Annotated in this window: 20 protein-coding genes; 1 reads left to right on the forward strand and 19 read right to left on the reverse strand. The window is 60.8% G+C overall.

The features are described 5' to 3' along the window. Positions 1 to 3 precede the first annotated feature (3 nt). From fliQ to V7S54_RS02610, 17 genes are all read right to left on the reverse strand, one after another. Positions 4 to 270: a flagellar biosynthesis protein FliQ gene (gene fliQ, locus V7S54_RS02530; protein ID WP_043624946.1), complete on the reverse strand. Its 267-nt coding sequence runs from the start codon at positions 268 to 270 to the stop codon at positions 4 to 6. Between the two features lie 7 nt (positions 271 to 277). Next, entirely contained in the window at positions 278 to 688 is a 411-nt protein-coding gene (flgD, locus tag V7S54_RS02535; protein WP_065372807.1) for a flagellar hook assembly protein FlgD, read from the reverse strand. After that, complete coding sequence (gene flbT / locus V7S54_RS02540; protein WP_065372808.1) at positions 679 to 1,128, reverse strand: flagellar biosynthesis repressor FlbT; 450 nt, start codon at positions 1,126 to 1,128, stop codon at positions 679 to 681. Before flbT ends, flgD begins: the two co-directional genes overlap by 10 nt. Beyond that, a complete protein-coding gene (gene flaF / locus V7S54_RS02545) occupies positions 1,125 to 1,472 on the reverse strand; it encodes a flagellar biosynthesis regulator FlaF (RefSeq protein ID WP_034800744.1) in 348 nt (115 codons plus the stop codon). Before flaF ends, flbT begins: the two co-directional genes overlap by 4 nt. A 34-nt stretch (positions 1,473 to 1,506) precedes the next feature. Then, entirely contained in the window at positions 1,507 to 2,565 is a 1,059-nt protein-coding gene (locus V7S54_RS02550) for a flagellar hook-associated family protein (protein WP_336408040.1), read from the reverse strand. Between the two features lie 2 nt (positions 2,566 to 2,567). Beyond that, the gene (gene flgK / locus V7S54_RS02555) at positions 2,568 to 4,016 is read right to left on the reverse strand and encodes a flagellar hook-associated protein FlgK (RefSeq protein ID WP_065372810.1); all 1,449 of its coding nucleotides are present in this window, start codon (positions 4,014 to 4,016) and stop codon (positions 2,568 to 2,570) included. A 23-nt stretch (positions 4,017 to 4,039) separates the two neighbouring features. Then, a complete protein-coding gene (locus V7S54_RS02560; protein ID WP_065372811.1) occupies positions 4,040 to 5,251 on the reverse strand; it encodes a flagellar hook protein FlgE in 1,212 nt (403 codons plus the stop codon). A 91-nt stretch (positions 5,252 to 5,342) separates the two neighbouring features. Next, a complete protein-coding gene (gene rem / locus V7S54_RS02565) occupies positions 5,343 to 6,014 on the reverse strand; it encodes a transcriptional activator Rem (protein ID WP_058320498.1) in 672 nt (223 codons plus the stop codon). A gap of 270 nt (positions 6,015 to 6,284) precedes the next feature. After that, positions 6,285 to 6,836, reverse strand: coding sequence for a transglycosylase SLT domain-containing protein (locus tag V7S54_RS02570; protein WP_065372812.1), 552 nt, complete (start codon positions 6,834 to 6,836; stop codon positions 6,285 to 6,287). Then, the gene (gene fliK, locus V7S54_RS02575) at positions 6,787 to 8,205 is read right to left on the reverse strand and encodes a flagellar hook-length control protein FliK (protein WP_065372813.1); all 1,419 of its coding nucleotides are present in this window, start codon (positions 8,203 to 8,205) and stop codon (positions 6,787 to 6,789) included. The genes V7S54_RS02570 and fliK overlap by 50 nt, the downstream gene beginning before the upstream one ends. Then, positions 8,202 to 9,503, reverse strand: a complete 1,302-nt coding sequence (gene motC / locus V7S54_RS02580) for a chemotaxis protein MotC (protein ID WP_065372846.1) — start codon at positions 9,501 to 9,503, stop codon at positions 8,202 to 8,204. Before motC ends, fliK begins: the two co-directional genes overlap by 4 nt. 5 nt (positions 9,504 to 9,508) lie before the next feature. Continuing rightward, a complete protein-coding gene (locus V7S54_RS02585) occupies positions 9,509 to 10,744 on the reverse strand; it encodes a MotB family protein (protein ID WP_065372814.1) in 1,236 nt (411 codons plus the stop codon). Next, entirely contained in the window at positions 10,741 to 11,394 is a 654-nt protein-coding gene (locus V7S54_RS02590) for a hypothetical protein (RefSeq protein ID WP_065372815.1), read from the reverse strand. The genes V7S54_RS02585 and V7S54_RS02590 overlap by 4 nt, the downstream gene beginning before the upstream one ends. Before the next feature lie 446 nt (positions 11,395 to 11,840). Then, positions 11,841 to 12,812, reverse strand: a complete 972-nt coding sequence (locus V7S54_RS02595) for a flagellin N-terminal helical domain-containing protein (RefSeq protein ID WP_065372816.1) — start codon at positions 12,810 to 12,812, stop codon at positions 11,841 to 11,843. A 357-nt stretch (positions 12,813 to 13,169) separates the two neighbouring features. Next, on the reverse strand, positions 13,170 to 14,111 hold the full coding sequence (locus V7S54_RS02600; RefSeq protein ID WP_336408041.1) for a flagellin N-terminal helical domain-containing protein: 942 nt from the start codon (positions 14,109 to 14,111) through the stop codon (positions 13,170 to 13,172). A 277-nt stretch (positions 14,112 to 14,388) separates the two neighbouring features. Then, complete coding sequence (locus tag V7S54_RS02605; RefSeq protein ID WP_065372413.1) at positions 14,389 to 15,330, reverse strand: flagellin N-terminal helical domain-containing protein; 942 nt, start codon at positions 15,328 to 15,330, stop codon at positions 14,389 to 14,391. Between the two features lie 287 nt (positions 15,331 to 15,617). Continuing rightward, positions 15,618 to 16,559, reverse strand: coding sequence for a flagellin N-terminal helical domain-containing protein (locus tag V7S54_RS02610; protein ID WP_275022733.1), 942 nt, complete (start codon positions 16,557 to 16,559; stop codon positions 15,618 to 15,620). Positions 16,560 to 16,931: 372 nt separating this feature from the next. Between V7S54_RS02610 and V7S54_RS02615 the strand changes: the two genes are divergently transcribed. Beyond that, entirely contained in the window at positions 16,932 to 18,875 is a 1,944-nt protein-coding gene (locus V7S54_RS02615) for an O-linked N-acetylglucosamine transferase, SPINDLY family protein (RefSeq protein WP_065372411.1), read from the forward strand. Between the two features lie 98 nt (positions 18,876 to 18,973). On the opposite strand, the gene fliP is transcribed toward V7S54_RS02615, so the two are convergent. Next, positions 18,974 to 19,711: a flagellar type III secretion system pore protein FliP gene (gene fliP / locus V7S54_RS02620; RefSeq protein WP_057248216.1), complete on the reverse strand. Its 738-nt coding sequence runs from the start codon at positions 19,709 to 19,711 to the stop codon at positions 18,974 to 18,976. Between the two features lie 8 nt (positions 19,712 to 19,719). Beyond that, complete coding sequence (locus tag V7S54_RS02625) at positions 19,720 to 20,217, reverse strand: flagellar basal body-associated FliL family protein (protein WP_065372410.1); 498 nt, start codon at positions 20,215 to 20,217, stop codon at positions 19,720 to 19,722. Between the last annotated feature and the right edge of the window lie 11 nt (positions 20,218 to 20,228).

Here is a 20,228-nt window from a genome sequence, read left to right on the forward strand (position 1 = left end):
GGATCAGAAACCGGATTGGATGCGCGAGAAGATGATGTCGGTGAAGATGGAAATCTGGGCGCCGATGAAGGGCGCGGACACCGCAACGGTGATCATGACCGCAAGGATCTTCGGGACGAAGGTGAGGGTCATTTCCTGGACCTGGGTCAGCGCCTGAATGAAGGCGATGACGACGCCGACGATCATGGCGGCGAGAACGGCGGGGCCCGAGGCCACGATCACGGTCCAGATCGCAGCCTGTACAATATCGAGGGCATCCGCCTCATTCATGGATGTGTCACTTCACCTTGACGCCCGGGCCGATAACAAGCTCCTTGCCGCTATCGAGCACCGCAATGATTCCGTCAGAGTATAGTTTCACTTCCTTAACCACGCCAGTGGTCTTGCCGTCTTCGCTGGTGACAGTGCGTCCGATGACGGCGTCCGCTTCGCTGAGCGAGGTGCGTTGCAGAAGGCTCTCGAGGTTCTTGTTCGTCTTGATCGTCTGCTCCACCTGCGAAAAGGTCGCGAGCTGGGCGATCTGCTGAGTCGCATCCATCGGCTGCGTCGGATCCTGGTTCTTCATCTGGGCGACCAGAAGTTTCAGGAAGCTCTCGTAGTTGAGCGATGCCTTGGCAGCGTCGCCGCCCGAATCCTGACCGGAAACGATCGGGGAGTAGCTGTTGTTGTTGACGCCGCTTACCGCCATGGTGCGATCTCCTTGCGAATCTGCTCGACCGTCGCCGGTGTGATTTCCTGCGTGTTGAGGATGCGGTCTTCGATCGGGTAGAGGCCGCGGATCGCTTTCAGCGCCTCGAATGCGCGGCCGTTGGTGACGAGACCGTCGACGCGCTTCAGTTCGGCCAGAATCTCTTCGTTCTTGAAGCAGTTGAGCAGCATGACGATCGACTTGCGGAACATGGCGGTCGACTGTTCCGCACCTTCCGGATTGATGAGGATCATCTGCGCGATGAAGTAGAGCTGCTTCAGCGGCGTGGTTGCGTCTTCCGGCTGCAGCACGTGGTTTTCGAGCAGGAAGGTCACGTCATTCAGGAATTCGACCGCAACCTTGCGGTCTACGCGAAGCACCGCGCCGTTAACAAAGATCCGTTCGCCCGATTTCAGCGAAATACGCAGTGTGCTCTTCATTTCAGTCCATCCCTGATGATGGTGGTAATGTCAATTATGCCCTGGAAGTTGGAGGATTCGCGTTTGCGGATCTTCTCCGTCTCGTTGAGTATCCAGATGGCGATCGAAATCAGATTGGCGCGCAGCTCTTCGTTGAGCTGGTTTTCCGGAGCGCGCAGATCCTCGATGAAGCGGATCCACAGGCGCCGGGTGAAGTAGATGGCCTCGATGGCCTCTCTCGAATACCCTTTCTGCTGTTTCGCTGCTTCCATGAGCGCGATCGAGCGATCGAGTACCTGCCGTTCTCGATTTTTGGAGTCGGCGACGCCGTCCTCCATGATCTCGGCATAGGAAAACTGATACATTCAGACATCCTTCATGTTTGTCCGGTTCCCCATACTAGAGGAAATTGAGCAAGCTCATCTGCTGTAGTCGCGACGTTAGTGTATAGGACGTTTCCAACTGCACCTTTAGCGTGTTGATCCGGGTCGATGTCTCGATCGGATCGACGCCCTCGATGTCGGCGACATGCGTGTTGACGAGCTTGAGCTGCGCTTCGATGGAGGTATTCGCCTTCTTGACGCGCGCTTCAGAGATACCGAGCGAGCTGCGCTCCGCGTTGAGGCCGGCAATCCCCTGTTCCGCGTAGTCGAGGGCTGCGACGCCAATGGCCGAGCGCACCTCGGGCGTTACGTTCTTGTCCATCAGTTCGGCGGCGATAACGCTTGCCACCGCGAACATCCGGAAACCCTTGGTATTGGCGTTGGTCGAGCTCTCGATGACTTCGCTGGCGCTGATCCGACTCGTCATGTTCTGGTTCGAAGCGTCGGACCAGTTGGCATCCCACCCCGATCCGGTGAACATCGGTTCGACGGTGTTCTTGATGAAGTCCTGCATCTGCGTGACGGAGAACTGGTTCATGCCGGTCAGCGGCGGAACCTGTGCGGCCATGAAGGTCGAGAGTGCGTTGTCGAAAGCAGTCTTCGCTGCCGACGGCGGTGTCGTGTCGTAGTCGGCGAGCGGCTTGGCGTCCGTGTTGATGCCCGAAAACAGGAACTCGCCGTTGAAGGAAGTATTGGCGGCGGCAGTAAAGGTCTGCAGCGCGCCCATGATCTCGGTCTTCTGGATCTTCAACTGGCTGGCAGCATCGTTGCCCTTGTAGGTGACGAGCGTGTCGCGCACCTTTTCCGCCGCCTTCGCCATGGTCTCGAGCGCGCCTTGCGAACCGGAGAGACGCTGGGTCACGACCGAGTTCGTGCTCTTCATCGAGTTTAGCCGGTCCAGCTCGCGCTGAAGGTTGAGTGAACGCGACGCCGTCGCACCAAGCGCCAGGCCAACGTCATAGTGGCGGCCGGTCGTCTGCTCCTGGGTCGCCTTCAACAGGTCCGACTGATTCTGCTGAATCGTCAGCCGCATGGCGGTCTGGATCGCCAGATTAGAAACGTAGGACGTCTTCATGATTACCTCACAGCTTCCATCAAGGCCGCCATCATGGCGTCCACAGTGCTCACCAGCTTGGCCGATGCTTTGTAGGATTGTTCGAGATCGAGCAGCAGCGACAGTTCCTCGTCGATGCTGACGCCCGTCTGCTTGCTGAGCGCTTCCTGGGTGCGTGCAAGCATTGCCTGCTTGTTGTCGTCCGCGGTCGAGGCCGTCTTGCGTGTCTGCTCGAGCCAACCAACCGAACCGGTCGCAAAGTTCAAAAGGCTGCTATTGCTGTCGAGGCCCGTCGACGGGGCGAACGACATGTTCTCGCCCATCTTGTTGATGAAGCCGTCGAGCAGCGCGGTATAGCCAGGGCTCGGATTGGCCGCACCGCCCGGGTTCGACACCACGCCATTGAAGCCGCCGTCTCGCAGCAGCAACGGGTTCGCTTTAGCCAAGGCGTTGACGGTGATCTTGGACGCCATGCCAGGGACGACGACGCCCGTTGGCGGAATGCCAGCACTTCCCCAGGTGAACAAGCCGGGCTGATACGCGATTGCCGGCGGGTTGCCTTCCTTGAAAAGCTCGACCAGGCCGCGCGCGATTTCGTCGAGCTGCGACTGGAACTTCGGCGCGATATCGTCGCGCAACTGCACCAGGCTCGCGAGCTTGCCCTTGGCGGTCGTGTCCGCGCCGGCTCCGGCTGCGATCGGCACGCCATCGACGAAAATCTTGTTTCCTGTGACGGTGGCGTCGAATGTGGTGGTCGGAGCGAAAGTGACCTGACGCGGAATGTTCTCGAAGAGCACTGTGCCGTCGGTGGTGAAGATCACCGTGTCATTGTTGCCGCGCGTGACGGTGGAGATGCCGATGATCTCCGAAACCTGCTTCAGAATCTTGTCGCGCTGGTCGAGCGCGTCGCTGGCGTCACCGCCTAGGGCCGTCGCCGACTTGACGGCGTTGTTGGCCTTCTCGAAATCCGCCAGCAAGCCGTTCAGCTTGTCGACCTCAATGGCGATTTCCTTGTCGGCATCCTTGCGCAGATCCTGCACCGTGGTGGAGGTCTTGTTGAGCGAGTCGGCGAGATCCTGCGCGTCGGAGACGGCCGTCGCCGCGATCGTCTTGTTCCCCGGCGTCGCGGCCAGGGTCTGCAGGCTGTTGCGGAAGTCCGAGAGCAGCTTCGACGGCGCCGTTTCATAGTTGTTGCCGCCGAGCGCCGACTTGAGCAGCTCAAGCCCGTCGCGAAGTCGGGCCTGGCCCGAGGCTTCGCCGATGCTGGCGATGCTCTGCTTGAGCAACGCCTCGTTTTGGGCCCGGTAAATGGATACGACCTGCGCCCCGTTCGGCGTGCTGCCGAGGAGAGCGAGACGACGCGAATAATCCGCATTGCCCGCATTCGCGATGTTCTTCGACACGGTCGCGGTCTGCTGCGCCGTATTGCTGAAGGCCTGCTGTGCGATGGATATTGCGGAGGACAGCGACATGACGCGGACCGTATCTCTTTCAATTACCGTTTCAGGTTGACCAGCACGTCAAGCAGGTCCGAGGCGGTCTGGAACACCTTGGAGTTTGCCGTGTAGTTGCGCTGCGCCTCGATCATCGAGGTCAGTTCGTTGGCGATGTCGACGTTGGAGTTTTCGAGCGCCTTGGACTGAATGTTGCCGAATGCGCCGGAGCCGGCAAAACCAGTGACGATAACGCCCGAGTCTGCACCCTGCGAGTAGACGTTGCCGGACTGCGGCTGCAGTTTGTCCGGGCTCTGCACGGTCGCAAGCGCGATGCGGAACTTCGGAACGAGGTTGCCGTCGCCATACTTGACGTAAACCACGCCTTCCTTGTCGATCTCGAAGCCCGACATCTTGCTCGGCTTACTGCCGTCGATGCCGCCGCCGCTGCTGGTGAAGTCGCCGGCAAGCTGCGTCGTCTTCGTCGTGTCGATCGTCAGCGCGCCGAGATTGGCGCCGGTGCCGGGAAGACCGGTCATGGCGGTCGTCGTCAGCGTCGCGGGGACGGCGCCGATGCGCTTGCCAGCCGCGTCGAAAGTCATGGTCTGCGAGCCGATGTTGGTGCCCGACGCGCGATCGACGACGTTGAGACTCCAGGCGTTCGCGCCTGTCTTCTGGTATGTGAAATCAAGAATTCGGGTGTTGCCCTGCGTGTCGTAAACGACCAGCGAGGTCTTCGATTGATCACCGATGGCCGCACCAGAGGGTAGGTTTGCCTCCATCGCGCCCTTGGTCGAACCGGAGGCGACTAGGCCCTCGTCCTTAAGCTTGACAGGTACCAGGCCATCAAAACCGTTGACGACAACGGTCGGATCGACGCCGGCCTTGTACTCGTAGCCCATCAGCGTGAAGCCGGCGGTGTTGACGAGGTTGCCGTCCTTGTCCGGAACGAAGGAGCCGGCGCGCGTCAGGAAGTTCTCGCCGCCATTGCCCGAAACGATGAAGAAACCGCCGCCGTTGATGGCGAGGTCACTTGCCGAGGTCGTGTAGCTGGTGCCGCCCTGCTGCGAGATGCTGTAGCGCACCTGTGTCTCGACGCCGCCGGAATTGTAGTTGCCGCCGCCCGAAGGCAGGATCATCGACGAGAACTCGGTCGAGGCCCGCTTGTAGCCCGTCGTGTTCGCGTTCGCGATATTTTCGGCGACCGTGCCGAGACGGTTGGACTGGGCGTTCATACCGGACACGCCCGTTCTCATGCTGCCATAGAGACTCATATCGGATCCTCATTTCCTTGTTACGGCGACACTAGGAAGCGGGCCTTGCGTGAACCTGTCTTGGTTCGGCGCCCGCTCAACCGCGTGGCGTTCAGTTCCAGTCGATGCAGTAGCCAAGGAAGCGCTTGGAATCGATCGGATCGAAGCCGAGCTTCTTGCGCAGTTTCTTGCGCAGCTTGCTGATGTGGCTCTCGACGACGTTTTCTTCGACGTCCTCGTCGAAGATCCCGTAGATCGCGTTGAAGATCTGCGACTTGGATACGCGGCGGCCGCGGTTTGCGACCAAATATTCCAGAATGCGGCGTTCGCGGCGCGGCAGTGCGAAGACGTCGCCGTTGATCTCGGGATCACGACCGTCGGCAAAGACGCGGATCGGACCGATGTCGGTGAAGTTGGTAATCGCCTTCAGGCGGCGGCGGATCGCGGCGACCCGGGCGAGGATTTCGCGGGGGTGAACCGGCTTGCGCACGACGTCATCGACGCCACAATCAAAGAGCGCAAGCGTGTTTTCGAGGGACGGCGTGTCGCTGACGGCAATCACCGGCGCCATCGACCGATCGCGGATGGCACGAGGCAGCGTGAAGGTGGCGTCGCCCTGACCGATCAGGAAGGCCTCGACGGCATCGATATCCGAATCGGCCGCCGCATTTACCCACTCGCCAAACTCCCTGGGGTCGAAGCCCGTCGAGGGTATTCCTTCACGTCCGAAGAGCGACGTATAGCCGTCCTTCACAAGCTCTCTTTCATCAACCACTACGATCATTCGCCCGCCTCCGAATCAGTATGGCTCCGCACTGATCGAGAGGTACGAATCGAGGGATTCATGAACAACTAGAGGAAGTTACTGGGTGGAATTAATAATTGATTAACCATGTTTCGCCGATTTGATCTATATCTAGTGGCACCCCGTTAATACCGGCACTAAAATAATGTGGAAAAGTTAACGGACTACGACAAATCCGCTTGCCGTCACATTGTCCACGCATTGTCGCCACAATGTGGCAGCGCCTTCAAAAATACAATTATGGGTTGCTCACTGACAGAACTGCGTGGCATTCGGCGTCCACTTGCCGTAGCCCGTCGCGACGAGATTCGCGATCACCCGACAGACATATTTCTTCTGCGCCGGGTCGTTGTTCGGGCCCGCATGATAGCGGGCGACAGCCATAGTCCAAGTCTCATGCTTGGCGTGCAGATTGGCCAGGAAGCGCGCGGCATATTCGACATTCTTGCGCGGGTCAAGCATCTCCTGCGGCGAGCTGAAATGCTCGCCATGGAAGTAATAGTTGATCTGCATGCAACCAAGATCGATGAGCTTGGCGCCCTGCGCACGGGCATTGCCGAACTGCGTGAGAACGTCCTGTTCACTGGTGCCGAAATAGGCCTTGCCTTCGATGTTCATCGCATAGGGCTGCAGCGAGCCCTTGCGGCCGGTTTCGGTCAGCCCGACGGAATAGAGTATCCCGGCGGGGATGTCGTATTTCGCCGCGGCGTTCATGATCTCGCGTTCGCAGACGCCGGCGCTGGCCAAGGCGCTACATGTAGACGTGGCCAGTGCGAGAGCGCTCAGTGCCGGCAGCCGCATCGTCCGTCCCGCCATTGCCAACCCACCTTTCCGCCATCGAAGCCTGGCCGTCGTCCTGTCGCTGCTGACGTCCCTGGCCGTTGCCGTCGGCCCGCTCGCGTCCCTGCTGCCCGGCCTGGGCTTGTGCCTGAGCCTGCGAGCCGCCACCAGAGGACGTGTCGCCGCCCGAATTGAACACGATGTTGACCTGGTCGACCGCGAAGCCCTGCGCACGCAAGGCCTTCACCATCTCGCTCTGGTCGTCGCGCAACTGCCGGAACGCTTCGCCGGTCTCCACCTTCAACTCGACCTGCAATTCGTCGTCCTTGAGCCGCAACGTGGCGGTGACGAGACCGAGCTCGATCGGATGGAGCTGGATCTTCAGCGTGTTCAGCGTCTTGCCTGCCTGGGTCCAGGCGCCTGGCTGGCTGAGTGCCGCACTCGGCTGCAACGGGCTGGCGCTGACTTCGCCTGCGATCGCGTCCGCCACGGCGCTCGTGTTCGGATTCATCGAGATGCCCAGATAGCGCCGAGCCTCAAGCACCGTGACGTTCTCGACCTTGGCAGCCTGCGAACGGGTGCCGTCGAACGCAGCATCTCCATCCTTGGAGAGACTCATGGTTACGGCCTGTCCCTTGCCGTCAGCCCGGGCGAAGCGGAAGAGCCGATCCGGATCGCCCTCGCCTGCCGTAACTTCGGCCTTGGCGCCGTGCTCGCCGGTTCCGGCGACATGCATGCCTGCAGCCTCGCCCTGGCCTGCCGCTACCTGACGGCCGGCCTTGGTCGTTTCGCCGAACGCCTGGCCGCCGGCGAGCAGTGTCAACAGGTCATCCATATCCGTCTTCGATGTCGACGTCGCTTCGCCGCCCTCGCCAGTGGCGGCATCGGCGTCGCCTGCCGCCGTCGTCTCGCCATTTGCCTGCGTCTTTGCCAACCGCTCCGCAAGGGCGGCAATGTGCTCTGCGAGTTCGTCCGGGACGGTGGCGTTGTTCAAACCGGCCGGATCCGCGTTCGCCTTGGCCGTATCGGCCTTGTTCGCCGCGCGCCGCGCGCCAAGGTCGCGTTCCGTTGCTGGAAAGCGGTCAGCGTGTTCGCCAAGTGCCTGTTCGTCGCGGCCGATCGCAATGCTGCGCGTCGCCGCGCCGTGCCTGCCGGCGCTCCTGGCAATGTTGTCCTTGTCGATCAAGGCTCCAGCCTCCGTGTCGTCGCCGGCAGCGGTGTCGCCGAGGCCTTTGTCCGTTCCCGCCTGATCATTCGCCTTCTGCCGTCCAGCATTTGCGACGGCGTCCTCGAAGGCGCCACCCGCCTGCTCCTTGCCGCCGGCGCGCCCAGTTCCCTTGCCGGCAGATGCCGGGGGCAGGCCGCGCAGGCTATCATCAAGAGCCCTCATTTCCCTTCTCCCTTCAGGAGAGCATCGATCTCTTCGATCTTCGACCTCCCCTTCGCCACGAACCCGTCGTGCTCGGGATCGCCGGCCGCACCGGCGTCGATTTCCGCCGCGCCTTCGGCTGCGGCCACCGGGATCGGCGTATTGCCGAAGGGGCTTAGGCCACTGCCTGTTTCCTCGCCCGTTTCCGAGCTGTCGGCTTCGACCGGTCTATCGGGTTTAGACGCAAACGCTTGCGTGAGGCTTTCATCATTCGGCGGCCTGACGACCGCATCTGCGACGGCTCTTGCGGCATCACGCAGCGCGCGGTCGCGTGGCGAAAGCTCCGCATCCGGTATCGCTGCTATGCTCGCTGTCGCGGCAAACACATCGCTGGAGGGAACGGACGCCAGGCCCGCATAGAAGCCGGCGAGCACTTTCGGCTGCGTTGCGCCGTCGGCACCAAGCGCTTCTGCCCGCTCAGAAGCCTGCTTCGCCAATGCCTGCTTGCCGGCAATCGCGGCGCGCCGGGCGACACGCAGATAGACCTCGCGCTGGCGCGGCGCGTCCATGAAGTCGAGAATCTCGGAGACCCGCCCCTGGGCTTCTCCGTCGAAATGCGCGACGGCAAGCTCGACGAAGACGTCGGCGAACTGGCTGGCATAGGGAGACGTCAGGTAGCGGCGCGCATAGGTCAGCGCGTAGTGAAAGCCCTTCTCCGGCGCGTTGGCCTGCACCGCAAGGAACACGGAGCGACGCAAGGCCGCCTCCTCGATGATCGTGCCGGGCGCGGTCAAACGCGCCCAGTCGTAATACTTCATCGCTTCAACCGGATCCTGCTGCGACGTCGCATTGCCAAGAATGAGATAGAGATACGGGCCGATGCGGGCGTTTCGATATTCCGGCGCGGCCTTGGACAGGTTCTCGACGATCAGACCGCCCTTGCCGTTCAGATACTGTCGTAGCGCATCGGTCACGCGGGAATCGAAATTGCCGGCCACGTCATGATCCGAAAGGTATTTCAGCGTCTCGGGATTGCCGCCGCTCATCGCATAGACAAGCGCCGCATCGACGTTGCGCGGGTCGCGGAACACTGAGGAATCGGCGGCGCGCAACCGCTTGTCGATCGCCCCAAGCATGAAACGCTGCATCTCGATCGCGGAGTGATCGCCGAGCACCACGGAGTCCTGCACATATTGCAGCGACCGGATCATCTTGAAGGGTGCGAGTTCCTCGATATCGTTCGCCCTGGCGCTCCCGATTGCAAACGGGATCGCCAGCACGCAGCAGGTCATCAGGATCGATCGCAGGCGTCTCAGCATCATGTTTAACCCGGAGCCGATTGCAGCAGGATCTCGATGCGCCGGTTGCCCGGAGCATAGGGATCAGCCGGGATCTGCAGCCGTCGGTCGGCGAAGCCGGTGATCTGGCTGACGCGGTCTTCCTTCAGACCACCGCGAACGAGCATGTAATAGGCACTCTGGGCGCGTGCGGCGGAGAGCCGCCAGTTGTCATAGGTGCCGTCCTTGAACGGGCGACCGTCGGTGTGGCCGCGGATCGCGACAGCCCCCTGCCGCTCGGCGAGCAGATGGCCGATCTTTTCCATCGCCAACACCAGTTCCTTCTGCGGCACGGCCGAACCGATGGCGAACATCTGCGCGCCCGTGCGCTCGCTGATCGTAACCATGAGGCCGCCCTCGGCCGGGGTTACCACAAGGCCTTCCGCCAGCTGGCCTGCCTCGCCGGCAAGCTGCTTCTTGAGCTCGGCCTGGAGTTCTTCGGCCTGCTTCTCCGCGGTCGCCTCGGCCGTCTCGGTCTTCGGCTTGTCGCCGGCGTCGCTCTCGGCGGTTTTGTCCGTGCCGTCTTCTGCCTTCGCCTGCTCCGCCTGTTTTTCATCCTCGGTCTTGTCGACAGCCGGAGCGCCACCTGCCTGCATCGCAGATGCCGCGGCGAGCGCCACGTCGCTCTTGGTCGTATTGCCCGCGTCGGTCAGCTCGACCTGCTTGGTCCAGAAATCCGGATCGAACGGATCGCGATAGGCTTCGCCGCCGTCGGCGCCGGTTGCTGGACCGGACTGAGCGGCTCCGCCCTCACCCTTCACGCTGATGTTGGCCTGCTGGCCGACTTCGCGGGCGATTTCGGAGAGCACCGAATAGGGGTTCTCGAAGAAGTCTGCGTCGGAATACTTGGTTTCTTCGCCCGAGGTCGCCGTCAACTGGTCGCCGGTCTTGGCCGACCCGCCGGACTTCTCCTGTTCGCCATCGACCTTGGAGCGCTGCTGCGTCTCTTCGCCCTGCGCGTCCTTCGCCGGATCCTTCAAGCCGCGCTCGGCAGGCTTCTGGTCGGTCAGTTGTACCGGATTGAAATAGGAAGCGATCGCCGCCTTCGTTTCCTCGTTGGCCGCGTTGATCAGCCACATGACCAGGAAGAAGGCCATCATTGCCGTCATGAAGTCGGCATAGGCGATCTTCCACGAACCGCCGTGATGCCCGTCATGGCCACCGTTGTGGCGCTTGACGATGATGATCTCATGTTTGCCGTTGTGATGGTTTTCGTCGCTCATGCGAGAACTTTCCGGACAGTATCGGCCCAGGCGGCCATGCGTGTCACCAGGATCGTACCGTCCATTTCGACAGCGAGATCGATGTCGTCGGTTTCGATGTGGCGGAACAACGGCATGTCCTCCCCGAGCTGGCGCTTCAGCGCCTCGAAGAGTTGGGTTGGGCCCTTGACGACGATGGTGCAACCTTCGCCGGCCACCAGGCCCTGCTTAATCATCTGCGCCATATCGGCGACGGCGCGCTGCAGGAGGGCATCCTCCATGACCGGCGCAAGAACCCGAGCGGTCTGATCTCCGAGCGCGGCCACCAGACTGTCGGCCATGTCGGCAAAACGCTCTGCCAGGCGGTTGGCGGTCTCTGCTTCGAGGCGTTGGGTCAAGTCCGCGAGCTCGGCCGCATGCGCCGCCTGCAGGTCGGCAATCTGGCGCTCGTGTTCGAAGACGAGTTCGGCTGTCGCCTCGGCGCGGCCTTCTGCGAAGGCCCGTCGGCGCTCCGCGTCGATGTCAATCTCTGGCATGGCTGGCCTCGCCCCGAGGCGGTCGCCATCGGCATAGTCGCTGTCCAGGTCGGGGAAATACTTTTGAGGCATCAGCGACAGCTCGACTTTCGGCGCGCTGAAATCCTTGAGGTAGCGGGAGAGCATCGCACTCATGACCGGTCACTCGCGGCGGCGCAGCGATACGGCAATCCCCGTCTGATCGCGAGACGGCACCCTCTGGCGCGGACTTCCATTGCTCCTGGCACTGCTGACATGTCTCCCACGGGTCCAGCCGCGGATGCGAAGAACCCAACATTCTTGACGTACATCGGCGATGCTGGGGCTGGTCGTTCCCGGAGCGATCCGATGCAGGCGGCGGCCAAGATTCATTTTGGCCGGCAGTCATCCGACAGGACTGCGAGAGAAGGCTATTCGGTCAAACTTGTGCGAAAATGAATGTGTTGGACCGCGCCAGGGCAATTAGCGCGGTCCAACCGTTTCCACCGGGTGCCGTGACCGACGACGTGGCAGAACTCAATCTTTGCCGCCCCCATTCCGGGAAAGCGGAAGCGTTTTGGCGGATCCGCCGGGCGCAGCCGGCCGCTCTCCGCCGATGCGCCTTACTGTTGGAACAGGCGCAGGATGTTCTCGGAGTTCGTATTGGCGATCGAGAGCGCCTGGATGCCGAGCTGCTGTTGCGTCTGCAGTGCCTTGAGGCGCGTCGATTCCTCGTTCATGTCTGCATCGACCAGGCGACCGACACCCTTGTCGATCGTATCCATCAGGTTGGCGATGAAGCTTTCCTGCATGTCGATGCGCTTGGTGATGGCGCCGAGCGTGGAGCCGGCATCCGTCAACTGGCCGAGGATGTGGTCGACGACGCGGATCATGTCGTCCATCTGGGCGTCCGTGGTCGCTGACGTCAGCTTGATTTCGGACGAGGTCGCGTTCGGAGTGGTCACCGGTGCGCCGATCAGGTGGAAAAGCTTGGCCGTGGTGCCGACCGGCGACGTGAGCAGCGAGGCGTCGTAGCTTCTGGTCAGGAGGCCACGGCTCGCATTGGCCGTGTCAATCAGCATGGATTGCGCCGTGTCGAAGTCGAGCGTGGTGACCGACACGTTGCCGTTGGCATCGCGGTTGAACGAGGCAACGATCGACTTGGTGCCGACGGAAGCCGCATTCGCGTTATAGAGCCAGTTTTCGCTGGAGAAGGATGCCGACTGCGCGGCAGCCAGGAGCTGGTTCTTGAGTTCGGTGATTTCCTTGTCGATCTTCAGCTTGTCGACGCCCGGCTCGCGCGCGGCAACCAGCTTGCGCTTGATCTCGCTGACGACGTCGATCGACGAATTCATGGCCGCATAGGCCGTGTCGATCTTGGCTGCACCGAGGCCGAGTGCGTCTTCGACGGTCGACAGCGCGGCATTGTCGGAGCGCATGGTGGTCGCGATCGACCAGTAGGCGGCATTATCCGCAGCGGTCTGCACGCGGTAGCCGGAGGAAATCCGGTCCTGGACCTCGGCCATGTCGGTATTGATGGAACGCAAGGTCTGAAGCGCCGCCATGGCGGCGGTATTGGTCATGATGCTGGTCATTGGTCACCTGCCCGGAATGAATTTCTGAAGACATTCCGGAGTGCAGAACCGGCAGCGATGGGACTGGCATCATGCGAATCGCCCCTGTTTTGCCCTGGAGGCGACCCTTCGCTCTTAACCAATATGTAACGATTGCATGGTTAACAAATGGTTAACGCCGTTAGTAAGCCGGTAACAAAGGTGAACAAAAATAAGGGAATATGGATGAAAGGTTAAAGGCGGATCGCACGCGCTGCCAACACGGCTGGGAAAGTTTGAAGCGCAAAACGAAAAAGGCCGCACGACCCCTTGGGCGTGCGACCTTTCTGCTGTGTGCGCAAGAGGGGCGAAAGGTCGCCCGTCTTCCCTGTCGTTCGCTTAGCGGAACAGCGACAGGATGTTCTGCGAGTTGGTGTTGGCGATCGTGAGCGCCTGGATGCCGAGCTGCTGCTGCGTCTGCAGAGCCTTCAGACGGGTCGACTCTTCGTTCATGTCAGCGTCGACGAGGCGGCCAACGCCCTTCTCGATCGAGTCCGAGAGGTCGCGGACGAAGTTCTGCTGCAGCTCCACGCGGCTGTTGAGCGCACCGAGATCGGCGGCAGCGTCGGTCATCTGCAACAGCGTTGCGTCAACGCCCGAGATGGCTTCTGCCAAAGCGCCCATGGTCATGTTGGTAATGTCCATGGTCAGGACGCTGTAGCCGGCGGTCACGGTCGAGCCGGTTGCATCCTTGTACTCCATGTTGCTGGAGAGCAGACCCGTGCCGTTCGTGACGTTCGCACCGAGGCTGTCGACCTGGATCAGCGAGCTCTTGTTCGTGTCGAACTGGAGCGTCGTCAGGCTGACGTTACCCTGGGCGTCGCGGTTGAACGAGCCGACGATCGACTTGGTAGCAGCCGTGTTGTTGGTGTCGTTGTAGACCCAGTTTTCGCCAGAGAACGAAGCCGACTTGGCGATGCTCAAGAGCTGGCTCTGCAGCTCCTTGATTTCCTTCTGGATCTTGCTCTTGTCGACGCCCGGCTCGCTGGCGGCGACCAGCTTCTTCTTGATCTCGTCGACGACGTCCTTGGAGTTTTCCATGGCCGTGTAGGCAACATCGGTCTTGGCAGCGCCGAGGCCGAGGGCGTCTTCAACGGTCGAGAGTGCCTTGTTGTCCGAACGCATGGTGGTTGCGATCGACCAGTAAGCGGCGTTGTCGGCAGCGGAGCCAACGCGCAGGCCCGACGAGATACGGTCCTGGGTGGTTTCCATCTGCGAGTTGATCGAACGCAGGGTCTGAAGCGCGCCCATTGCGGCGGTGTTCGTCATGATGCTGGTCATTGGCTGATTGCCCCTTGTTGGCTGATTTGGAATGAAAAGGGACATTCCGGGATTACCGGGAAGCAGCGGTCAGCCTCATGCCTGTTAATGTCGATTAACCCGCCGCTTCGTTGGCCACAGAAAACACCATCGTGGTTAATGAAACCTAAAGCGCAGACGATTTTTTTCCGGATACTTCCGGCTGCAATCGAAAAGAAAAAACCGCGCCTCTTTCGAAGCGCGGTTTCTGTATTTTGCAGTCGAGCGCGGGCCGAAACCCGCGCCGTCTGACGATCGATTAGCGGAACAGCGACAGGATGTTCTGCGAGTTCGAGTTGGCGATCGAGAGCGCCTGGATGCCGAGCTGCTGCTGCGTCTGCAGAGCCTTCAGACGGGTCGACTCTTCGTTCATGTCGGCGTCGACGAGGCGGCCGATGCCCTTCTCGATCGAGTCCGAGAGGTCCTGAACGAAGCCCTTCTGCAGCTCCACGCGGCTGTTGAGCGCACCGAGATCGGCGGCAGCGTCGGTCATCTGCAGCAGCGTTGCGTCAACGCCCGAGATGGCTTCGGCCAGAGCGCCGGTCGTCATGTTGGTGATGTCCATGGTCAGGACGCTGTAGCCGGCCGTGACGGTCGAGCCGGTTGCATCCTTGTACTCCATGTGGCTGGAGAGCAGGCCCGTGCCGTTCGTGACGTTGGCACCGAGGCTGTCGACCTGGATCAGCGAGCTCTTGTTCGTGTCGAACTGGAGCGTCGTCAGGCTGACGTTACCCTGGGCGTCGCGGTTGAACGAGCCGACGATCGACTTGGTGGCAGCCGTGTTGTTGGTGTCGTTGTAGACCCAGTTTTCGCCCGAGAACGAAGCCGACTTGGAAATGCTGATGAGCTGGTTCTGCAGCTCCTTGATTTCCTTCTGGATCTTGCTCTTGTCAACGCCCGGCTCGCTAGCGGCAACCAGCTTCTTCTTGATCTCGTCGACGACGTCCTTGGAGTTTTCCATGGCCGTGTAGGCAACGTCGGTCTTGGCAGCACCGAGGCCGAGGGCGTCTTCAACGGTACCGAGTGCCTTGTTGTCCGAACGCATGGTGGTTGCGATCGACCAGTAAGCGGCGTTGTCGGCAGCGGAGCCGACGCGCAGGCCCGACGAGATGCGGTCCTGGGTGGTTTCCATATCCGAATTGATCGAACGCAGAGTGGAGAGAGCCGCCATTGCGGCGGTGTTCGTCATGATGCTGGTCATTGGCTGTGTGCCCCTTGGCAATACTCGTGAAAAAGGGACATTCCGGGAGCTACCGGGAAGCAGCGGTCAGCTTCATGCCTGTTAACCGGTTAATGTTGTTGGTTAACCCGCTCCTTCGATGGACACAGCAAACACCATCGTGGTTAACGTCGACCTAAGACGGCGCGATTATTTTCGGAACAACCAACATCCGACAGAGCGCAACAAAAAACCGCGCCCCTTGCGAAGCGCGGTTTCGATTTTCTGCAGTCGGGCGCGGGCCGAAACCCGCGCCGTCTGGCGATCGATTAGCGGAACAGCGACAGGATGTTCTGCGAGTTCGAGTTGGCGATCGAGAGCGCCTGGATACCGAGCTGCTGCTGCGTCTGCAGAGCCTTCAGACGGGTCGACTCTTCGTTCATGTCAGCGTCGACGAGCTTGCCGATACCCTTCTCGATCGAGTCCGAGAGGTCCTGAACGAAGTTCTTCTGCAGCTCGACGCGGCTGTTGAGCGCACCGAGGTCGGAAGCGGCATCGGTCATCTGCAGCAGCGTTGCGTCAACGCCCGAGATGGCTTCAGCCAGAGCGCCGGCCGTCATGTTGGTGATGTCCATGCTCAGGACGCTGTAGCCGGCGGTCACGGTCGAGCCGGTTGCATCCTTGTACTCCATGTTGCTGGAGAGCAGGCCCGTGCCGTTGGTGACGTTGGTGCCGGTGCTGTCAACCTGGATCAGCGAGCTCTTGTTCGTGTCGAACTGGAGCGTCGTCAGGCTGACGTTACCCTGGTTGTCACGGTTGAACGAACCGACGATCGACTTGGTGGCAGCCGTGTTGTTGGTGTCGTTGTAAACCCAGTTTTCGCCCGAGAACGAAGCCGACTTGGCAATGCTCACCAGCTGGTTCTGGAGTTCCTTGACTTCCTTCTGGATCTTGCTCTTGTCAACGCCCGGCTCGCTGGCGGCAACGAGCTTCTTCTTGATCTCGTCGACGACGTTCTTGGAGTTTTCCATGGCCGTGTAGGCAACGTCGGTCTTGGCAGCACCGAGGCCGAGGGCGTCCTGGACGGTCGAGAGAGCCTTGTTGTCCGAACGCATGGTGGTTGCGATCGACCAGTAAGCGGCGTTGTCGGAAGCGTTACCGACGCGCAGGCCCGACGAGATGCGGTCCTGGGTGGTTTCCATATCCGAATTGATCGAACGCAGGGTAGCGAGAGCGCCCATTGCGGCGGAATTGGTCATGATGCTCGTCATTAGAGTGTCCCTTTATTACTTAAGACGATTGGGGGACATACCGGACTGTTTACACTACCGGTGATGATGGATCGGCTTCATGCCTCTCGGTTCCAACGACTATCTCGGAAGAAACCAAACCCGTCATGTGAGGCCGAATATCGAGCCCAATGCTTGCGAATTCCTTAAATGCCGAAGCGGTCTCTGCGAGAGATAATTTATACTTAACAACGCCTTAAGTGAATGACCCGGGTCACCAAACGCGCCGTTCGAATGGCCCCTTGCGAGACAGGACCGGGCCTTGATCGCGGTTGACCGCGTCATGCCTGAGGCAAGCTCCCATACCTAGGATGGCTGCGAGACCTGCTTTGCGACATCGAGTGCCAAGCCTTGATGCCGGCAGCCCAGACGACGGAGCTATCAGTGAACGCCCAAGCCATTTTCTCGACCGCTTCCCGGCAATATCAGAAAGGCCAGTACACGGACGCGCTCGACCAGCTCAACGTCCTGATGAACATCAATCGGGATACCAAGACCTATGTACTGCTCGCCAAGGTTCTGCTGAAACTCGGCTTCAAGCCCGAAGCCGCGCGCGCCTACCAGCTCGCCGGGGAGGCCGGCGGCTCACGGTCGCAGGACTATCTCACCGAGGCGATGAAGCTCTATTTCGCCAACGGGCACGAAGACGAAGCGCTTGCGATCGGCCTGCCGCTTCTGGAAAAGGCGAAGACCGATCCGGATATCGCCTTCATCATTGCTTCGATTTTCCTGAAACGCGATCAGAAAGAAATCCTCGGCCTGTTCAAGGCGCCGCTTTCGACCAGCGCCAATCGCTATCACCAATCGCTCGCATTCAAACTTCTGACCGCGGATGTCGGCGACGTGCAGGATCGCGAAGCCGTCGCCAATCTCTTCAAATCCTACCCGAAGAACACGACGCTGCGCTCGGCCTATCTCGTCTATGCCCGTGAAGCCAACGACTATCCGGAGGTCGAGAAACACCACCGCGAGATCGAAAGAGCCCTGAAGCTCGGCCAGGACGACACCCTTTCATCGGAAGCGCCATACTACCACGTCACCTGGTGTGGCGATGAAAGGCTCAACCGCATCGCCGGTGCGCAATATCGCCCCTTCCCGCCGGAGAACACCGAGGTGCGCCGGACCATGGCGCATGCCTGGGGTGATCGTATTCGCATCGGCTATGTGTCTTCCGACTTCTGGCACGATCACGCGACCATGAAGCTGATGGCAGCGGCGCTGGAGGCGCATGACCGCACGCGCTTCGATGTCACCCTGTTTTGCCACACGTCGCCCAGCAACGTTGCACGAGACAACGGTTCGCGTGAAAAATGGGGCAACATCATCCAGATCGGCGAATTCTCCGATGAGCAGGCCGCGGCGGTCATTCGGTCGGAGAACATCGATATCCTCGTCGATCTGAAAGGGCACACGCTTGAAAGCCGGGCGACGATCTTCAACCACAAAGCCGCCCCCATTCAGGTCAGCTGGCTCGGTTTCCCCGGCACCAACGTCAACGTCGATCTCGACTACATCATCGGCGATCCCTTCGTCCTGCCCGACGGCAGCGAAATGCACTACTACGAAAAATACTGCCGCCTGCCGGAGACCTATCAGCCGAACGATCCCTACAGCCGCCCGCTGCCGCAGCCGATGTCGCGGCGCCAGCTAGGTCTGCCCGAGGACGCGTTCGTCTTCGCGTCGTTCAATGCCAACCGCAAGATCTCGTTGCAAACGATCAACCTGTGGATCGAGATCCTTCAGCAAACCCCTGACAGCGTGCTCTGGCTGATGTGCAGCCGCCCGGATGCGCGAGCGAACATCATCGCAAAGTTCAAGAGTGCCGGCATCGACACCAAGCGCATCATCGTCTGCCCCAAGGTCCTCTATCAAGACCACATCAGCCGTATCCCGGTCGCCGACATCGGCCTCGACACCTATCCCTATAACGGCCACACGACGACTTCCGAGCAGCTCTGGGCTGGCCTGCCGGTTCTGACGTTCAAGGGCACCAACTTCGCGTCGCGCGTGAGCGAGAGCCTGCTCAACGCCATCGGCGTGCCGGAACTCGTTGCCAACGGACCGGAGGACTACATTCGCGAGGCGGTCGCGCTCTACAACAACCGCGACAGGATTCCCGGCTATCGCAAGACACTCGAGGAAAACCGGTTCCGCATGCCGTTGTTCGATGCCGAACGCTTCTGCCGCCACCTGGAACAGGGCTACGAAATGATGGCTGACCGCGCAAAGAGAGGTCTGGCGCCGGATCACATCGACGTTCCGGCCCTACCGGTACGAGCTGGTTCGTTCGAGCGCTAAGCGATCCGATACTCGACTTGAACAACGAAAGGCAGCGCCGAGGCGCTGCCTTTTTTGTTTGCGCTTTTCGAAGCGCTCAAACCTCTGGCGACGGGTATCTAGCTGAAGGAGCGCACGAGGCTGCCGACGAGCAGGTTCCATCCGTCGATCAGCACGAAGAACAGGATCTTGAAGGGCAGCGAGATCGCCGTCGGTGGCAGCATCATCATGCCCATGGCCATGGTGATGGTGGCAACGATCAGGTCGATCACCAGGAACGGCAGCATGATCAGGAAGCCGATTTCGAAGCCGCGACGGATTTCCGAGATCATGAAGGCCGGCACGACCGCCCTAAGATCGACCTTGTCGTCGACGACGACCGTCTGGCCCTTCTCCTTGGCGATATCGATGAAGAGCTGCAGGTCCTTGTCGCGGGTGTTGGCGAGCATGAATTCGCGGAACGGCTCGCTGATCCGCGGGATCGCCTCGGCCTCGGTGATCTGGTTCTTCATGAGCGGGTCAATGCCGTCGCGCCAAGCGCGATCGAAGGTCGGCCCCATGACATAGAAGGTCATGAACAGGGCCAGCGACACCATGATCATGTTCGATGGCGTCGTTGCCAGGCCCATGCCGGTGCGCAGGATCGCAAAGGCGATCACGAAGCGCGGAAAGCTGGTGACCATGATCAGGATGCCCGGGGCCACCGACAGGACGGTCAGAAGACCGAAAGTGCGGATGATCCACGAGGCGGCCGACCCGTCGATAGGTGTATTCAGGATGTCAGAGGGAAAACTCTGGGCGCCGGCAATACCGGACATCGCCATCATGGCGACTATGAAGGCGACAAGCCGGACCATTTATCGAATCATTGGATGACGAAGGTTCTGAACATCACATTGGTTACGCGCCCATCGGAGCGCAGGTCAACCCGCTCTTGAATGTCATCCCGGAGATATTGAAACCCGCGCGGCCCCTGGATCTGCTGCAGCGAGACCGTCTTCAGATAGGCGGCAATATCCTGGTGGATCTGTTCCGCCAGTTTGGGATCGGGCGCGCCGTCGAACTGCAGCGCCACCTCGAGCCGTATCCAGTTTTCCGAGGGATAGGCAAGGTTGGTGGTGATCGGCTCCAGCTGGACGACACCGTTCGCTTCGGTCGCGATCTTCGGCAGCCCCTCTTCGCCCGTGGCGTTGGCGGCCGGTTCCTTCGTCGCCTCGACCTGCTCCTTCGGCGGAGGCGGCGCAAGCAAGCCGCCGACCAGCCAGCCGCCGCCGCCGGCAACGAGCGTCAGCACGGCGACGATCGCGATGGTCATCACCTTTGACGGCGGCTTCGGCGCGGTGGCGCTATCCAATTCTTCCATCTTGCCGTTCC

This window comes from Ensifer sp. CCNWLY38, assembly GCF_037120565.1.
Lineage (GTDB): Bacteria > Pseudomonadota > Alphaproteobacteria > Rhizobiales > Rhizobiaceae > Ensifer > Ensifer adhaerens_H.

Bases quoted from the DNA above. Each gene is read 5' to 3' on its own strand.
- V7S54_RS02595 (WP_065372816.1), bottom strand. From the start codon at position 12,812: ATGACCAGCATCATGACCAATACCGCCGCCATGGCGGCGCTTCAGACC.
- V7S54_RS02600 (WP_336408041.1), bottom strand. From the start codon at position 14,111: ATGACCAGCATCATGACGAACACCGCCGCAATGGGCGCGCTTCAGACC.
- V7S54_RS02550 (WP_336408040.1), bottom strand. From the start codon at position 2,565: ATGAAGACGTCCTACGTTTCTAATCTGGCGATCCAGACCGCCATGCGG.
- V7S54_RS02605 (WP_065372413.1), bottom strand. From the start codon at position 15,330: ATGACCAGCATCATGACGAACACCGCCGCAATGGCGGCTCTCTCCACT.
- flbT (WP_065372808.1), bottom strand. From the start codon at position 1,128: ATGAAGAGCACACTGCGTATTTCGCTGAAATCGGGCGAACGGATCTTT.
- V7S54_RS02585 (WP_065372814.1), bottom strand. From the start codon at position 10,744: ATGAGCGACGAAAACCATCACAACGGCAAACATGAGATCATCATCGTC.
- fliK (WP_065372813.1), bottom strand. From the start codon at position 8,205: ATGAGGGCTCTTGATGATAGCCTGCGCGGCCTGCCCCCGGCATCTGCC.
- V7S54_RS02610 (WP_275022733.1), bottom strand. From the start codon at position 16,559: ATGACGAGCATCATGACCAATTCCGCCGCAATGGGCGCTCTCGCTACC.
- V7S54_RS02615 (WP_065372411.1), top strand. From the start codon at position 16,932: ATGCCGGCAGCCCAGACGACGGAGCTATCAGTGAACGCCCAAGCCATT.
- fliQ (WP_043624946.1), bottom strand. From the start codon at position 270: ATGAATGAGGCGGATGCCCTCGATATTGTACAGGCTGCGATCTGGACC.
- fliP (WP_057248216.1), bottom strand. From the start codon at position 19,711: ATGGTCCGGCTTGTCGCCTTCATAGTCGCCATGATGGCGATGTCCGGT.
- motC (WP_065372846.1), bottom strand. From the start codon at position 9,503: ATGCTGAGACGCCTGCGATCGATCCTGATGACCTGCTGCGTGCTGGCG.
- V7S54_RS02570 (WP_065372812.1), bottom strand. From the start codon at position 6,836: ATGCGGCTGCCGGCACTGAGCGCTCTCGCACTGGCCACGTCTACATGT.
- V7S54_RS02560 (WP_065372811.1), bottom strand. From the start codon at position 5,251: ATGAGTCTCTATGGCAGCATGAGAACGGGCGTGTCCGGTATGAACGCC.
- flgD (WP_065372807.1), bottom strand. From the start codon at position 688: ATGGCGGTAAGCGGCGTCAACAACAACAGCTACTCCCCGATCGTTTCC.
- flgK (WP_065372810.1), bottom strand. From the start codon at position 4,016: ATGTCGCTGTCCTCCGCAATATCCATCGCACAGCAGGCCTTCAGCAAT.
- flaF (WP_034800744.1), bottom strand. From the start codon at position 1,472: ATGTATCAGTTTTCCTATGCCGAGATCATGGAGGACGGCGTCGCCGAC.
- rem (WP_058320498.1), bottom strand. From the start codon at position 6,014: ATGATCGTAGTGGTTGATGAAAGAGAGCTTGTGAAGGACGGCTATACG.
- V7S54_RS02590 (WP_065372815.1), bottom strand. From the start codon at position 11,394: ATGAGTGCGATGCTCTCCCGCTACCTCAAGGATTTCAGCGCGCCGAAA.
- V7S54_RS02625 (WP_065372410.1), bottom strand. From the start codon at position 20,217: ATGGAAGAATTGGATAGCGCCACCGCGCCGAAGCCGCCGTCAAAGGTG.